At 54.2% G+C, this 15,886-nt stretch carries 11 protein-coding genes; 3 read left to right on the top strand and 8 right to left on the bottom strand.

Annotated features, from left to right (window positions below):
- Positions 1-15: 15 nt before the first annotated feature.
- A complete protein-coding gene (locus tag H7A51_05805) occupies positions 16-1,542 on the bottom strand; it encodes a PDZ domain-containing protein (protein ID MCP5535736.1) in 1,527 nt (508 codons plus the stop codon).
- 40 nt (positions 1,543-1,582) lie between these two features.
- Positions 1,583-3,073: a trypsin-like peptidase domain-containing protein gene (locus H7A51_05800; GenBank protein ID MCP5535735.1), complete on the bottom strand. Its 1,491-nt coding sequence runs from the start codon at positions 3,071-3,073 to the stop codon at positions 1,583-1,585.
- 369 nt (positions 3,074-3,442) lie between these two features.
- Here H7A51_05800 and H7A51_05795 point away from each other — a divergent pair, with 369 nt between their 5' ends.
- Positions 3,443-4,489: a glycosyltransferase family 9 protein gene (locus H7A51_05795; GenBank protein MCP5535734.1), complete on the top strand. Its 1,047-nt coding sequence runs from the start codon at positions 3,443-3,445 to the stop codon at positions 4,487-4,489.
- Positions 4,490-5,040: 551 nt separating this feature from the next.
- On the opposite strand, the gene H7A51_05790 is transcribed toward H7A51_05795, so the two are convergent.
- Together H7A51_05790 and H7A51_05785 are read right to left on the bottom strand one after the other, a co-directional pair.
- Complete coding sequence (locus tag H7A51_05790) at positions 5,041-6,618, bottom strand: methionine--tRNA ligase (protein ID MCP5535733.1); 1,578 nt, start codon at positions 6,616-6,618, stop codon at positions 5,041-5,043.
- Between the two features lie 81 nt (positions 6,619-6,699).
- Entirely contained in the window at positions 6,700-8,457 is a 1,758-nt protein-coding gene (locus H7A51_05785; GenBank protein MCP5535732.1) for a SurA N-terminal domain-containing protein, read from the bottom strand.
- A gap of 961 nt (positions 8,458-9,418) precedes the next feature.
- On the opposite strand from H7A51_05785, the gene H7A51_05780 reads away from it, so the two are divergent.
- Positions 9,419-9,649: a hypothetical protein gene (locus tag H7A51_05780; protein MCP5535731.1), complete on the top strand. Its 231-nt coding sequence runs from the start codon at positions 9,419-9,421 to the stop codon at positions 9,647-9,649.
- A 144-nt stretch (positions 9,650-9,793) separates the two neighbouring features.
- Positions 9,794-11,044 carry a phosphoribosylamine--glycine ligase gene (purD, locus tag H7A51_05775; GenBank protein MCP5535730.1) on the top strand — a complete coding sequence of 417 codons (1,251 nt, stop codon included), beginning with the start codon at positions 9,794-9,796 and terminating at the stop codon, positions 11,042-11,044.
- A 14-nt stretch (positions 11,045-11,058) separates the two neighbouring features.
- On the opposite strand, the gene H7A51_05770 is transcribed toward purD, so the two are convergent.
- From H7A51_05770 to H7A51_05755, 4 genes are all read right to left on the bottom strand, one after another.
- Positions 11,059-11,979 (bottom strand): cation transporter, encoded by a 921-nt coding sequence (locus H7A51_05770; GenBank protein MCP5535729.1) that lies wholly within the window; start codon positions 11,977-11,979, stop codon positions 11,059-11,061.
- Between the two features lie 294 nt (positions 11,980-12,273).
- Positions 12,274-13,368, bottom strand: a complete 1,095-nt coding sequence (locus tag H7A51_05765; GenBank protein MCP5535728.1) for a hypothetical protein — start codon at positions 13,366-13,368, stop codon at positions 12,274-12,276.
- Positions 13,369-13,506: 138 nt separating this feature from the next.
- A complete protein-coding gene (locus H7A51_05760; protein MCP5535727.1) occupies positions 13,507-14,295 on the bottom strand; it encodes a hypothetical protein in 789 nt (262 codons plus the stop codon).
- 557 nt (positions 14,296-14,852) lie between these two features.
- Positions 14,853-15,728 (bottom strand): ATP phosphoribosyltransferase, encoded by an 876-nt coding sequence (locus H7A51_05755; GenBank protein ID MCP5535726.1) that lies wholly within the window; start codon positions 15,726-15,728, stop codon positions 14,853-14,855.
- Positions 15,729-15,886 lie beyond the last annotated feature (158 nt).

The raw sequence follows: 15,886 nt of genomic DNA, 5'->3' as shown, positions 1-15,886 counted from the left end.
CTGCGAGGCTTTGAATTACTCCCTCGATAGCGCGGGGATGCCCCGCTTGAGGAGCTCGGCGTCGACAAGGTCAGAGGTGGCGGCGTCGAGGTAAATGGTCTTCGGCGGACCGTCGGTGAACTCAATCGTGTGCAGCCCGTCGGGGCCGGGTTTTTGGAAGGCTTTGAGCAGTGTCGGGATGTCGGCGATGGTATCGCCGTTGACTTTGTTGATGATCAGGCTGCGCAAGCTTTCATAGCCGGTGGTGGCGGGTGTCGGGATGGTGGCACTGAGGAAGACGATGCGATTCCGCCCTTCCTCGTAATCCTCGGGTGACGCCAGAACGTCTAACAGGTTAAGCGGGGCCTTGGTCTCCCAATCGTTTCCAAATGCCTTCAGGTAGGTTCCTGTGAGCTCTTGGAAAATGAATCCACCTTTGACGAGGTAGCGGGGTGCCTGGTCGTAGGTATGCGACGCGATCAGCCGTTTGCCCGGGCGCTCAAGTTTCGAGGTGATCTTCTGTTTTTCGCCATTACGCAAGATGGTAAGGTGGATCTCCTCCCCGACCTGATGGCTGCCACGGACAAGGTGGCTCCAGAAAAGCCGGCCGTATTGTTCATCGGTGTAATAACCTCTCGGGCCAATGTCTTTACCGTCGATATCGATCACCACATCACCTTTTTCGATTCCGGCTTTGGCGGCGGCGCTGTTTTCACGGACGCGGGTGACATAGAGTCCCCCGACATCATCGGGCAGCTTCAGCCAGGCGCGGAAGTTAGGATCGACCGTGCTGGTGATGCCAATACCAAGAGAGGGAAAGCCCACGTAGTTGCCATCGGCAGTGTCGTTGAGAAAGGCCTGGATGATTTCCGGGGCGATGATGTCGATGATCTGGTCCTTGGAGTTGTAGCTGCTGAGCAATCCTAACAGTTTTCCATGATGGATGACAGGAAGGGTAAAGCTACTGGCGGCACTTTGCATGGAGCCTTTGGCTTGATACGTGATAAAATAATGGCCGTCGGCAAAACTGGAAACGATATCCACACTTTGGATGGTAGCTTTGGTCACCAGGGGCATACCGTTGTCCTCAAGCTGCCAGACATCGACCTGGTTTCCAATCCTGGCAGCGGAGCCAAGTTGAATGGGGGTGAGATCCTTGAAAAAATCCTCGGTATCTCCGTTGTCGGGCTCAAGCAGGGCCAGGTTGGCTTCATAGTCGACGGCCACCACCTTGGCGGGAAGACGGTGTGTGCTGTCGGCATTCTCCAACTCAATATAAGTCACATTGGTTGCCATCTCCGCCGTGGTCAGCACGCGGTTGTTCTCAAGCACCGCACCGAGGCCGCGTCGGTTGGTGGGTGAGGATTTATCCCATGGTTGGGCCGGGCTCCACATTTGGATGGTGGAATTGATTCGCACGAGGGAGTTGGCCGCCGGGTCCGGCTGGGTGGCGGATTCCCCAGGCGAATTTTCTGTGGTGGCCGCTTTTTTGTTTTCGCAGCAGCTTGAAAAGGCGAGTGGAATAACAAGGGCGGCAGTGATGATGGTAGTGGAAAATTTCATGATGTTAGAAATGCAAAAGGCTGGAGACTTGGCTGGATGATTAATTTCCGAGGTAGGCGGGGGCGGTGATGCCGTAGTTGGTCTCGGTGCGTTGACTGGATTCTGCGGCTTTGTTGCCGGGAATGACAATGGGTCGCTCAAGACCCTCGCATTTGATGATGAAAAACCCGGGGGTTTCCTTGGGATGCAGTAAATCATGGACTTGCTGCAGCGATGTGATTTTCACCCCGTTGATGGACTCGATGGCGGTGCCCGCATGACCGCTGACGTGGGTATTGACCGGATCTGTCAGCACGCTGGTCAGGATGACGATGTCCTCACGCTCTTTGAAGATCGCTTCATCGATGTAGTGGGCGAAGAGCCGGCGGACACGCGTGTTGGTGAAACTATGCGCTGCATAGAGGTTGCGGTCGAGGGGCTGGAAAACAAGGCCGGCAAAAGTCGTGTAGCGTGGTGTGACACCATACTGGACCGAGTACATCTGGCTGGGAGGGAAGGGTTTCAGTGTGCAGTCCAGCGACATGGTTTTGCCGCTGCGCAGAATGCTCAGCTGGATGGTGTCGCCGGAGAACTTGCGTTCAACGATCTCGTTCATGTTCACCTTTTCATCATCGATGAGGATATTGCCGGCCGCATCGACGGGGTTGCCGTTGATGGCGGTGAGGATGTCGTTGTTTTCTAACACGCCATCGCAGGGGCCGTCGGGAGTAACCGCAGCCACCAGCACTCCGGGAGAACTCGGGCCGAGACCGAATTTTTTCCGCATGGCGGGATTGAACAAAGGGAACTCCGCGATACCAATATCAACGTATTTGTCATACCGGCCATCTTCGATATCCTTGAGGAACCTCCGGACAACAGGTGTCGGGATCATGTAACCCGTGTTGTCGGCTGAGCGCAGTCCTTGGAATGCCACGCCTACGACCTTGCCGTCCTGTAGTACCGGGCCACCCGAGTTGCCGGGGTTGATCGCGGCATCGATCTGGACGACGAGATGCTGGTCCGAGCGGGTGTGGCTGTAGGCACTGAAATCGATCCTGGAAACCACCCCCCGGGTCACGGAAATACGATTGCCGCCGACCGGATAGCCGATGACGCGCACCTGGCTTTCGAGTTTGGGTACGTCCCCGATTTGCAAATACGCCAGCCCTTTGAATGGCGTGAAGTCCTGGACTTCAAGTAAGGCGAGATCGCAGTCGTGGGCGATGTGGACGATTCTAGCAGGATGCTTTTGGGCCGAGCCGTGCATGGTGATCAGCAATCGGCGTGCGTTGGAGACCACGTGGGCATTGGTGAGAAAGAGGTTGGGTCCGATCAGGAAACCGGTGCCGATACCGCCGCTGAACCGACCCGCCTTCCATGGCTCGCGGTAGTCGGGGACCTGTGTCGCGGCTTCGATGCGGACAATCGAGCCGTAGATACTCTGCACCTGGGGAGTAGGGGGTGCAGGCTGGGCGGGAAGGGGAGCCAGTGGATTCGATGGGGTCTGCTGGGCCATGACCATCTGCATGGGGGTTAACAGAGCGAGCATACCCAGAGAAAATCGGATTGACGTTTTGACCATGCGGCGAAATTACTGCTATTTTTCCTGATTGAAAGCGGGAAAACACCAAGGGGTGAAGTTTTCGGGGGGGCGGGGCGTTGCGCTGTTTTTAGACAGGGTTTTCCTGGATCGGGTTCGTGTTGGGAATCCTGTAAATCTTAACAATCCTGCAATCCTGCCTGGGCCACCGGCATCCTAGGGTGGTTTTTAATCTGTGCGCATCTGTGAGGGCCCGTGTTATCTGTGTTAGATCGCCTTTTACACAGATGGCACTGATGGCCACAGATCAAGAGATCCGCTCACGCTGACATGTATGGAGCCATTGACAGGATCGAGTGATGCTGGTTAGTCTGCGCCATGTCCAAGCTCCCGGATGCCGTGCCCTGTCCCGACAAACCGCCTTTACATCTTAAAGGTGGCTATCTGTGTGTGGCGTCTCCGGGCAATTTTACCGAAGCCTGTTTTTCCGTGCCGGCGGTGCGGGCACTGCGCTTGTTTCGACCTCAGGCAACCATCGCGGTGCTGTGCCCTGAATCCCAGGCGGGTCTATGGGAGGTGATGCCCGAGCTGAATGAGGTGATTACTTACCCCGACAAGGCATCGGCCCGACAGATTGCGAGCAGCCTGCGTGATCAGGAATTCACATATGAATCAGCCATTGCCTGGGAGGCGGGAGAGGCGGCCAAGGCATTTGCCCGGGCTGAAATCCTGCAGCGGCTCGGCTATCCGGCAGCTGGATTGAAAAAATATCTAACTGATGTAGTGGAGGTGGTGCAGTCGCCTGGCCCGATTGAACACCGTGTCCGGCATTACTTGAACTTTGTGGGGAAGCTTGGCGGGGATGCCTATGTGCGTGCCAATTTCCAAGCGCCACCACTCCAGCCACCACCACCCCGGCTGCAGATTGTGATCTCCCCCGGCTCAAGTTATGGACCCGCCTCTGAGTGGCCGGTCGAGCGTTACAAAGAGGTAGTGGATCTGATGGAGGCCAGATACCCTGATATCGACTGGGCGATTGTCGGTGAGAACGTGGGAAAAAGAAAAACGGATATCTGTGACAAGCTGGAGCTGCTGCTGGAAGGGAGGGCCAAGAATTTTTCCAAGGTATGGGACCGGGCGAAGCTTATCCAGTCGTTACCCTATTCCAGTGCGCTGTTAGCCTGCGATGGAGAAGTTGCACACATCGCGGCCCATCTTGGATTGCCGGCCGCCGTTATTTTCGGACCTAATGAACCCGAATGGAAACGGCCCTTGGGTCGACAGAGCAGGGTGATCCGTGAGCACGTGGCATGTAGCCCTTGTTACCTGGAGAAATGTCCACTGGACCATCGGTGTCAGAATGAAGTGACCGTGGAGATGGTGGTTGCCGAGTTAGAAGCGGCCCTTGCGGTAAGGTATGTTTGAAGGTGGGTAGGTTAATGGGCTGTGCTCTTACTTAAACGGCTCAGCCGGAAGTGGACAAATGCGTCTGATCTGTCATGCAGCCTTTTCCCGGGGTCACTTTTACTGACAATGGCGGTTTCCAATCGGCTCTCAAATTTGCGTCCTACCCAAGCAGTCGGGTTTTCTCCAGAGATATCAAAACCGGTCGTTCGGTGGGGTCGGCACGGATGACCGCGCCTACGGTGCTTCAGCTTTTCGCCAAGATGCATACGTGTCACTATCATACCGATCTCCTTATCGTAAGAAAGGATGACCCCAAGAGGATATTCTGCATTACGAGGGACGACCTGCGTAAATATGGACTTGTTAGATGATGCTTCAGGTGTTGGTTTGGAGTGCGGATGGCTTGCCTCCGCTTTGCGGCTGGGAAGCTTGCTTCCTGTGGTGGGGTTCCATAGGACTGGATAACACGCTGTGCTGGAAATGAAGATGAAGTGCAGCTGCGCTGAAAGAAAAGTCGGCAAGCCGACCCAGGAGAAAGCGGAGGCAAGCCGTCCGCACTCCAAATCGGATCACTCCTCCAGCTGAATTCGTGGGAACACAGGTTTTGGCTTGGCGACTTCCTGGCCGATGGGGAGGATGCCCCACTTAAGGTCGTCCAGGGTGATCCCGCCGAGGTGTTCGGCTTTGAGTTGGTCCTGGATCCGTTCGCAGGCGGCGGGGATGATCGGTTTGAGCAGCACGCTGGCGAGCGCAACGGCCTCTACCATGTGGGTGAGAACCGCGTTTAATTCGTCCGTTTTGGTTTCATCCTTGGCGATTTCCCATGGTTTGTGCTGTTCGGCGTAAACGTTGGTGCCGGTAATGAATTCGATGACGGCCTCAAGCGCATGGGAAATTTCATACTTGTCCATGCTGGCGCGGTATTTCTCCAGACAGGTATCGAGGGATGCGCGCAACTGCTGGCTGGTTTCATCATCGTAATCCGAGGCCACGGTGACGCCATCGCTGTAACGCTTGGTCATGTTGAGCGCGCGGTTGCAGAGGTTTCCTAAATTGTTAGCCAGCTCGGTATTGAAGAGCATCACGAGGCGATCGATGTCGTAATCGGAATCACGGCCGGTGTGGATATCGCGGACGAGATAGTATCGCACGGCGTCCTGGCCGAACGTTTCCACCAATGCCACGGGGTCGACGACATTGCCGAGGGACTTGGACATTTTTTCCGAGCCGCCACCTTCAGACTGTTTTTTGATGTTCCACCAGCCATGGCAGAGCAGCGACGGGATCTGCTCATCGGTAAAGCCGATGGCGTGCAGCATGCAGGTCCAGTAAATCGAGTGCGAGGGCACCAGGATGTCTTTGCCGATGATATGAATCCGGGCAGGCCAGAGTTGATCAAAATCGGGAAGTTCACTTCCTTCCGCTTTGTTGTAACCTGCGAACGAGATGTAGTTGATCAGGGCGTCAAACCAGACGAAGGTGACAAAGTCGGAGTCGAATGGTAGCTCGATACCCCAGCGCAAACGTTCTTTGGGACGGGATATGCAGAGGTCGGTGCCTTCGGTCCGATCGATGGCATTCAGCACATCCGCCTTGCGGAAGTGGGGGATGACAAAGTCATCGTGCGATTCCACATGCTGCCTCAGCCAGGCCACATGCTCGCTGAGTTTGAAGTAGTAGTTTTCCTCGTCACGCTCCTCGACTTCGCCCCACTCATCGCCGAATTCGCCGTTTTCGTTGCGTTCCTTGTCGGTGAGAAACTGTTCTTGCCGGATCGAGTAATAGCCGGTGTAGCGCTGCTTGTAGATCTGGCCCTCGTCGTAGAGCTTTTGCAGAATACCCTGCACGCAGGCCTTGTGTTCAGGGTTGGTGGTTTCCGCCCAGCCATCGTAGCCGAGGCCCAGCTTTTCCCAGGCATGGGTGAATCCCTTGGTGATACGCTTGACGTAGGTGGCGGGGTTGACACCGTCTTTTTCAGCGGTCTGCTGGACCTTCTGACCGTGCTGGTCAACACCGGTCAGATAATAAACTTCATCACCACGTAAGCGACGGTAGCGTGCGATGACATCAGCGAGTACTTTTTCATAGGCGTGACCAATGTGGGGCGCGCCATTGGTGTAGTCGATGGCTGTTGTTAGATAGAACATGTCGGGGGACGGAGGGCAGGTGTCGGGGGTCAGGTGTCGGGGTGGGCAGGGGTGGGCAGGGGTGGGCAACCCTCTTTGACGTTATTGCTCCTGGGTGGCGAGGCCTTTGACCTCGGCTGACTGATACTGGTGATTGATCCAGTTCAGGAAGGTGAGGATCATAAGTTCGTTTTTGTTGTTCTCGATGGAGAAATCGATCCGTCGCTTGCTTTCCTCGGTGTCCTCGATTTCACGTTTGTCGACGTAGAAGAACAGGGAGCGGTCGTTTTCGTCGATGGTCTCGGAGACCTCACCCGGGTTGAGGCCGCTGGCTTTTTGATGAAGCAAACGGAAGCTGGGCTCGTCCTTGGGGGCGACGCCACTCAGGGAGAAGGGGCCTACCTGGACCGGTACGAGGCCCTTTTCCTTGGCAGCGGCATCAAAGCTCTTACCGGACTTCATCAGCTCGACGATGGCGTCCCTGGCAGCCTTGGCCGCTTCCTTGACTTTCTTGGAGCCGTTCTCGGCGATGAGCTGGGCGCGTGCCTTGTTGCGTGCCGCTGCGTAATCGAGAAGCTCGGGGACAACCACTTCTTCGAGCGTGTAGATGATCCAGCCGTGCTCACCCACGGGGAGTGGGTCGGAGATGAGGTCGTAGGGGTCTTTCGAATTCGCGGTTCCGAAGATTTCCTCGGCCAGCGACCTGCCTTGGTTGACATTGCCGCGCAGGGTGAGGTCGGCAATTTCCTTGGGCATGTTGGCTTGGGTGAAGAGCCCGGTTTTGACCAGGGTATGGTTGCTCTCAGCGAGGATTTCCTCGAAGTTGAGTGGCAGCTTGTCCTCCATACGATCGTAGACCTTCTGGGAGATATCGTTGATTTGTTTCCTGAGTTCCTTGCCAGCCTTGGCGTTGGCCTCGTCTTTTTCCGCCTTGGCTTTGGCGATAGCCTCCGTGCGTGCCTTGTCGGCTTCGGCGTGGGCTTTTTTCTGCTCTTCGGTGGCATCGGCGGCGAGGGGGGGGATGGGGGCGGGCAGCTCCTCCTTCTCCGCTGCCGGCAGATCGATCAGGAAGTAGTTGATACGGCGTTGTTCCTCGGTCTTGTAGGCGTCCTGATGGGTTTCCCAGTAGGCTTTGATTTCCTCCTCCGTGGGGTCTTCTTTTTCGACAAAGTCGTCGCGGTTGAAAACGATGCGGGCCAGGGTGATGGTTTGCAGCTGGGCTTCAAGCTGGTCGCGCACGGCATTACGCGGTGCGAGCAGGCCACCACCGATGATTTCGATGAGTTTGTTCAGGCAGAGGTTCTCGCGGACAACTTCGCGCAGGTCTTTTTCGGTCATACCGAGTTTGCCAAGGCGCTTGTCGACAAAGGTGGCGTAGTCAGCCTCGTTGAATTTCCCATCGGGAGCAAAGCGCTGGGAGGTCTTGATGGTCTCGCTGACTTCCTCGTCACTGGCATAGATCCCCATGTCTTCGATGGCTTTCTGGATGATGATCCGGTTGGCAATAAAACGGTTGAAGTCCTGGCTGGTGAGGTTGCGCCCCATGGTGATGTAGTAATTCGGGTAGCCGTAGCGCATCAGTTGCATCGCTTGCTGGAGCTGGCGGGCGTCGGGCACCATCAGGAAGTTGACGTAGGTGTGCAGTCCGGCTTCCGAGGCGAGTTGGAGGGTGCTGTCGCCCATCCGGCGATACTCCTGCTGGTCAAGTGACCGGCCGGCGGCTTCGAGGTAAGTCGGGCCACTGCCCATACCACCGCCGCTGCTGGTGCCAATATCGTTCATGGTGAACAGGAATCCTGCTCCGAGCAGGATGAAGACGACGACCATCAGGCCGGTGTATTTGCGCATGTTTTCAATCATTGCAGAAAAAATCAGTTATGTTGGGTGTCCATAGATGCGGACAGGCGCGGGAACTTAGTGAGAGAATCCCCATGTAGCAATACTAAAGGCTGGAATTTAGGGAGGTGGGGGTAAGTTTTTTCCTGAACCGCCAAATACACGAAATACGCGAAAACGGCTTTGGGGGATGATTCAAAGCATGCCGTGCGCGGGCAACTTTCGCGTATCCAGCGTATTTCGCGGTTACAAATCAGCGGCTTGGTGCAAATCACGTCCCCCGAAAAAAAACGACCCCGGGAAGAGACAGGATTCTCCCCGGGGTCTAATATGGATCTTCTTTCATCGCTGAAGTTACGAATTTCAGCCATGAGAAGTAGAAACTATGAATTTCACCCTTACATGAAAGTGGCGCATTACGCTCCACAGTTACCATAGACCCCCTTGTTCATAAAACGTTCGAACTTTTTCAGAAAAAAATCACTGAAGGGCGAAAATCAAGGTTGGTTAAGGGGTTTATCGGGATATTCGTGGCCATTGCCGATCAGCTCGAGGTGCTTGCCCTCTTGCCCTTCGCGGTGGGCTTGTCGGCTTTGTAAACCAGCGGGGCGGCGAGGGATGTGGCAACCATTACCCATGCGGAGCCAGCCGTGGAGATGGGCGGTGTGATGGTCATGGAGGCAATGTGGATGGGGTGGGGGAATCCGTGGTACACGTCGGGAAATTGGACGGTCTTGCGGCGAATCCCCGGTATTCTGTGTCCATCCGGGCGAGACAGCAAGCAGAAGGGACAAACGGAGGGGACAAACGGAGGGGCGATCAGTAAAGAAAGAGCCCCGGGAGTTGGAGGACTCCTGGGGCTCTTATAATCAACTTCCTGTAGGTTTGGGGGCCATTTTGGAGGGGAACCCCAGTGTTTACCTTATACTGTAAAATGGATTTACCAGTAGGCAGGTAAAGGATCGTGTGACGCTGACAACATCACGTGAAGCTGACAACTGCATTTACTTGTCGGAAAGGTTCGACACAACTCGCGCCTTTCTTCAGAGAAATAGACATCTCGGCCACCCTGATGTTCAAAGATTCTGTAAAAAAAATGGTGCAACCCTGTGAAATCCTGGTTTTATGGGGGCAAATACCTCAAAAACCGTGGAAAGCACAGCATGCACAGAAGGGTCATGATGATACGGGTGACGCCAACCTCGTACGTAGTTGATATGCATTTCCTCTATTCAGTCCCTTTCGTGGTTTCGAAGGTTTGAGTTGGCTTGGTGACTTTCTCTCCCTTCGCGGTCATAAATACGCCTTTCGAGGTGAGAAAACCTTGCCTAGTCTGGTGCGGTTCGCTTCATTGACCGCGATGAAAATTCTCGTTGTTGGAAAAGGGGGGCGTGAACACGCCCTGATCACCGCTTTGAATGAATCTCCGGTCGAGACCGACCTCTATTGTTTCCCCGGAAGCGACGCCATCGAGCCGCTCGCAAAAAGCGTGGATGTCGACGGACTGCGCAGTCTGATCGACTGGATGGGTGCCAACGACATCGAGCTCTGCATTGCCGGTGAGGAAAGCTACCTGGTCAAGGACGAGGGGCTTGCCAATCTCTGTGAAAAGGCAGGTATCCCATGCTGGGGGCCGCACAAGCAGTCGGCCCAACTCGAGGCGAGCAAGGAGTTTGCCAAGCAGTTCATGCTGCGCCATGACATTCCGACTGGGAAAGCCACCGGCTGCGCCGACATTGATGAAGCCCGTGCTGCGATCAATGGGGTTTACCCAACCGTTCTAAAATTCGACGGACTGGCGGCAGGAAAGGGGGTTGCTGTTTGCGCCGATGAGGCGAGTGCCGAGGAGTTTTTGAATGAAGTCCTGGTCGAGCGAAAGTTCGGCGAAGGCCGGTTGTTGGTAGAGGAATGCCTGGTCGGCCCGGAAGTCTCCATCTTCGCCGCCGTCTGCGATGACAAGTACTTGATTTTCACCCCAGCCCGCGATTACAAGCGGATCGGGGAAAACGACGAAGGCCCTAACACCGGAGGCATGGGAGCCGTGGCGAGCCGACAGCTTATCGACGCCGACACGCTGGCACTGATTGAAAAAACGATTGTCAAACCGACCGTTGACGGCCTCGTCAAAGACGGACTGCCATACCGGGGCTATCTTTACTTTGGTCTGATGATGACTGCTGACGGGCCGAAGATCATCGAATACAACTGCCGCTTCGGCGACCCCGAGTGTCAGGCGGTGATGCCTCTGGTCAAGGGTGACATCGCAAGCTTCTGCCTCGCGGCGGCCAAAGGGGAGATGAAACCGGAGCTCCTCAGCTTCGACGAAGGCTGGAGTGTCTGCCTCATCCTCGCCAGCGCCGGATATCCTGCCAGCTCCCGTTGTGGTGATGTGATCTCCGGTCTCGAAAACGTGCAAAACGCCCGCGTCTATCACGCTGGCACCAGACGTAATGCCGATGGCGACTGGGAAACCAACGGTGGTCGTGTGTTAGCGGTTGTTGCCGGTGGCGAAGACCGACTAACAGCCGTCGACGCAGCCTACGCCGAGTTAGAAAAAGTCAGCTTCGACGGCGCCCAGAAACGCGGTGACATTGGCCGGATGCATTTTTAGATGGCTGCTAAACGCTAGGGATCACAAACGCGCGAAGCGACTTTGCCTGCATCACCTTGTGCGGCTTCCAGGTGGTATGGTTCTATGTGGATGACAACATCCTTTAGGTTTGGCAGCTGTTTTGTCACATACTCTTTGAATTGATGGGCAATCTCATGGCCGACAGTTACCGTGCAATCTGGGTCAACCAGAACATGCACTTCAGTGAAATAGAATGTCCCGCTTTTGCGGACTCGGCATTTTTCAATTCCACGGATTCCCTCAATATGTGTGGCATAACTTCGAATATCTTCTTCAATGCGGGAATCAATGCGACCGTCAACATTCTCGTGAAATGATCGTGCGAAAATGCGTCCTCCGTTAAAAATGATCATCGAGCATGCTATTAGGGCAGCCCAATCATCTGCGGCAGCATATCGTGGCCCCCCAATCAGAGCGATAGCAATACCGGTTCCCGCTGCTGCCGAGGTGATAGCATCAGAGCGGTGATGCATCGCATCACCTTCGAGAGCCCGACTATCGGACAGCTCCGATAGGTTTGAGATGCGACGGGCAAGGATTTCCTTGCTGACGACGACAGCTATCAAAACGGGTAACGTATACCATTCCGGGCTGTGATGGGGCGTCAGAATCTCTCGAATACTGTTGAATGCAATGAGGACGGCGGCACCTAAAAGCGCCAAGCCCGAGAACATTCCTGCAAGTGACTCAATCCTGCCGTGCCCAAACGGATGGTTTGCGTCAGCTGGTCGAAGAGATAAACCGACACCAATCCAAGTGATCAGTGAAACAAGGATATCCGAGGCTGACTCAATGCCGTCAGCAATGAGGGCATACGAATTGCCAACAATGCCCGTCACGATCTTGACGATCATCAAGATAACATTGACCAGCGCCGTCAGGATTGCGTATCCAAATACTTCTCGTTGTTCCATGATGATCAATTTTTTGAGTAGGTCCTCCCGGCTCTGGGCTCCGGTTTTACCGTAGGTTTGTCACTCGTCAAGTGGTGGATATATTATCCAGGTGGTCTCCCTCAATTGAAACATTCGCCCCTGCAAAGAATCAGACTCAATATGCTCGAAAAACCACGAGGGCCTGTCAATAATTATACTTCTGTTCGCCCTGTCTGCTTTCGCCACAGATATTTATTGCCTAAAGTCCAAGCGCTGGCACCCGCTGCTGGAAGCGCCGCCTGGCAGCAGGCTCAAAGGTTTGATGAAGGTGAGTTATTTCGATTCCCCAGGGGGAGCGGGTTGCTTAGCCGCGCCTTGCTGTTCTGTTGCTTTTTGGGAGGGGCTGAGAGCGGCGGCAAACAGTGCTTCGAATGCATGGTTGGCTGTTCCGTCAGCTTCGGCTCGCCATCTCTTAGCGACACTTTTGTCGGCGTGCGGGTTTGCCGAAAGGTGGCCTAACAGGTAAGCTGCCAGGGGCCAGTCGTTGACATCACGGATGGACTTGGGTGCCTGCTCCCAAAGTATCGTAACAGGTTTTGATTGATCGTTCTTTCCCATCGCAAAGAAGAGCTCCGGCATATCCCAGTAGGGGTGCGCATAAGAACCCTCCGGGGTTATTGTAGCATCGTAAATTTTGGTTAGGCCGTTCATTACCTCAAGTTTATCCTTGGCTTTGAGTGCCGTGAATTTCGCGATAAACTCCTTCCTTGCAGCTATGCAAAAAGCCGGATCGGTTTCCATCCAATACACCTTGGAGTAATAGTTCAGGTAGAGGTCGTGCCCGGTTTTCTCCCGAATAGACTTTATCTGATTCTCGAATCTATCCTTTATTCTGTTTTGAGATTCCTCGACAAGAGCTTTCCATTTCTCGTTCCTTTTCGGGGCAAATGCCTCGATCCCGACAAACGTTCCGACTAGTTCGCGCCCTCTGTTTGAAAGAAGCGTGCCGTCTGGTAGAAAAGCGACCACTTTAGGAACTCCCGAATCGATACCCGCCCGTTGCATCAACTTGTCCGGCAAATCACCGTCGCCCGAAATCAAGGGGCAGTTGAATTTGCTTTTTTTCCAATACCTGATCATCGCCTCCTGTTTCTGGTCCGAGTTCACATGCACGAGCTGAGCAACATCTTGATGGCGATCAATTAGATTCAGAAGCAGCGGTGTCACTCTTCGACAAGGACCACAAGTGCTGCTTGAGAAATAAAAGAAGATGATTTTCTCTTTATCCAGCTTCGAGGGAATCCCCCCCTTGGGATCCTTGTAGAGACCTGCCTCGACCTCCGCGAGAAAGTTCTCAGCCGCGAATACCGAAGAACAAATTGCGAGAATGAGGGCAGCCGATATGTGAGATACGATCGTTTTCATCATGGTCTTGGGTTTTTTAGCAGAATCTCGAAGGCCTGCCAATCTTCTATCGGCGCCGTGCCTTCGACACGGGGTTAAAGGTTGTAGTAAGAGTAAAAATTGACTGCGCGGCGGGTAGGGGGGGCTGCTGCGTCTTTCTGCTTAGAGTTTGTTGAGAGCGGCATCTAGCGTTGCCTTGACTCTCTTCTTCTCAATCTCTGGATCAATCTTCTGCAAGTATTCAACTGCGGCAAGATCGTCTCCGCGCTTGCGGTTTTGCCGTGGTTCAAGTGCTTCGATAAGGATAGCCTCTAAAGCTGGAATCATCTTTGTGGCATCATACGCCGGTGGTAGCTTTCCAAGTGATCCTGATTCGGAAACAGGGAGCAATCCAAACCATGAAAATCGATCCCACCGAGTCGACATCCTATCGATTGTGTGTTCGTAAAGCCTACGACCCAGCGGACGATCTGTGGAACGCCCTACGTAGATAACCTCTCTGCCATCGTAGAGTAGATATATGCCGAGTTGCTTTGAAAAGTCGACAGGTGTAGCCCCAATCTGCTGCATGCCCAGTAGATTAGGTGACCCAATCCACTCTACCGATTCTCTACGCCAAAACATGCCGAATGAAGAAACGATAGCATACTGCTCTTCTTCATCAGCAGTATCTGTGGATGGCTCTTTGATCTGCTTGCTTGAGGGAATCGAGGAAGTCTTCTTTGCCAATGTAAAAATGCCTTTTCCGACTCTCATATATGGAGAACTATCTCCATGCTTCTTGATCGAAACTGCAATTTGTGCATTTACCGTAGCTGCGGGTGTAGCGCCCAAACTTGTTCGCAATCCATCAGAAATGATCTTCTCTGCGATCTCTTTGTAGTGCATGGGTTGGTGGGAGGAAGCCAGCACTTTGTCGATGGCTTTCCGCCATGTTAGCTCTTTATGCATATAATGGTATTTTTTAGTAGAACTAGAAGTTAATAATACGATGGCAGGTTGCTCAATCCCTATATCACTGTCTAGCAGAAAATGGATGCGTCAGGGTTTTCCATTGCAAAATGACCACCGCTTGTTGGTTTCTCAGCGTTTTGTTTTGAACGCGATTTTCCGGGGGCTGAGGGTGGATGGTCTGCTTATAGAGCTTGTTCAATTTCAAGCTTGGAACCCGGGGAGGGGTGGAGTTCGGTGATTGCGGCAATACCAGGAATGGATTGGGATGAAAACTTGGTACACGGAAAAAGAGACACCACGCGAGGCGGAGTCCCTTTTCCAGATTGTGGAGTAATACACGTCCTAAGCCAATTATGACTTATAACGAAGGCGCTTCTTGTGGCGATTTGCCTTCATGCGCTTCTTGCGCTTGTGCTTACTGATTTTCGTCTTACGACGTTTTTTAAGACATCCCATAGTATTTGGTTTTTCTAGGTTTGGTTGTCAGCGGATTGCTGGAGAGTAGCGGAGAAAGTGGGTATTTGGTATTTAAAACTTGGAGTTTGAAAATTGTTCTACAGAACAATTTTCGACAAGGGGTATTCGATGATGCCCTCGGCTCCGAGTTCCTTCAGATCGGGGATCAGGTTGCGGGCCACGGCATCCTCGATGATGGTTTCGACGGCAACCCAGCCCTCCTCGGAAAGGTGGGAAACGGTTGGGCGACGTAGGGAAGGTAGTGTATCGAGGACGGCGGACAAGGATTTTTCCGGCAGGTTCATTTTCAGGCCGACCTTGCCCCGTGCCGCGATGGCGGCCTTGAGCATGAGCACCATACGGCCCATTTTCTCCTTTTTCCAGTCGTCTGCATAGGCCTCTTTCGAGCCGTAGAAGTGGGGGAAGGAGGTCAGCAGGGTATCGACGATGCGGAGCTTGTTGGCGCGGAGCGAGTTGCCGGTTTCGGTGACATCGACGATGGCGTCGACGAGATCAGGTACTTTGACCTCAGTGGCACCCCAGGAATACTCGACATGGGCGTTGACGTTGTGTTTTTTAAGGTAGTTCTGGGTGATTTCCACCCCTTCGGTCGCGATGCGTTTGCCTTCGAGGTCCTTCACCGAGCGGATGGGGGAGTCCTCGGGCACGACCAGCACCCACTTGGTGGGGCGGACGGTGGCGCGGGAGTAGGGAAGCTCGGCGAGGTCGACGAGTGCCTCGGCGTGGGCCGATGCCCAGTCGAGTCCGGTGATACCGCAGTCGATGAATCCGGAGGCGAGGTAGCGACCGATTTCCTGGGCCCGGATCAGGTAGATGTCCAGCTCCGCGTCATCGGAGTCGGGGCGCAGGCCACGGGATGACGTGTAGACATTATAGCCAGCCTGTTCCAGCAGCTTGATCGTAGGATCCTGGAGCGAGCCTTTGGGCAGGGCTATTTTGAGTTTCTGGGACATATCGATGAAAGACGGTGAAAGATCGTCAGGTGGGCCGTCTCTGGACGGCGGGCGGCTTGTTTAGCTTCAAAACTGGAAGAATCAACGCGAAATTTTGTATTTGTCGATAATTCTTGGCCTGCGTGGGCGAAACTTGGCGGGGTGGGTGGTTTGGCGAC

It is taken from the genome of Akkermansiaceae bacterium (assembly GCA_024233115.1).
GTDB lineage: Bacteria > Verrucomicrobiota > Verrucomicrobiia > Verrucomicrobiales > Akkermansiaceae > Oceaniferula.
Note: the sequence above shows the minus strand (reverse complement) of the source record. Positions and strands in the feature narration are given on the sequence as shown.

Excerpts from the sequence above, each read along its gene's own strand:
- H7A51_05805 (MCP5535736.1), bottom strand. The coding sequence starts at position 1,542 with ATGAAATTTTCCACTACCATCATCACTGCCGCCCTTGTTATTCCACTC.
- H7A51_05800 (MCP5535735.1), bottom strand. The coding sequence starts at position 3,073 with ATGCTCGCTCTGTTAACCCCCATGCAGATGGTCATGGCCCAGCAGACC.
- H7A51_05795 (MCP5535734.1), top strand. The coding sequence starts at position 3,443 with ATGTCCAAGCTCCCGGATGCCGTGCCCTGTCCCGACAAACCGCCTTTA.
- H7A51_05790 (MCP5535733.1), bottom strand. The coding sequence starts at position 6,618 with ATGTTCTATCTAACAACAGCCATCGACTACACCAATGGCGCGCCCCAC.
- H7A51_05785 (MCP5535732.1), bottom strand. The coding sequence starts at position 8,457 with ATGATTGAAAACATGCGCAAATACACCGGCCTGATGGTCGTCGTCTTC.
- purD (MCP5535730.1), top strand. The coding sequence starts at position 9,794 with ATGAAAATTCTCGTTGTTGGAAAAGGGGGGCGTGAACACGCCCTGATC.
- H7A51_05770 (MCP5535729.1), bottom strand. The coding sequence starts at position 11,979 with ATGGAACAACGAGAAGTATTTGGATACGCAATCCTGACGGCGCTGGTC.
- H7A51_05765 (MCP5535728.1), bottom strand. The coding sequence starts at position 13,368 with ATGATGAAAACGATCGTATCTCACATATCGGCTGCCCTCATTCTCGCA.
- H7A51_05760 (MCP5535727.1), bottom strand. The coding sequence starts at position 14,295 with ATGCATAAAGAGCTAACATGGCGGAAAGCCATCGACAAAGTGCTGGCT.
- H7A51_05755 (MCP5535726.1), bottom strand. The coding sequence starts at position 15,728 with ATGTCCCAGAAACTCAAAATAGCCCTGCCCAAAGGCTCGCTCCAGGAT.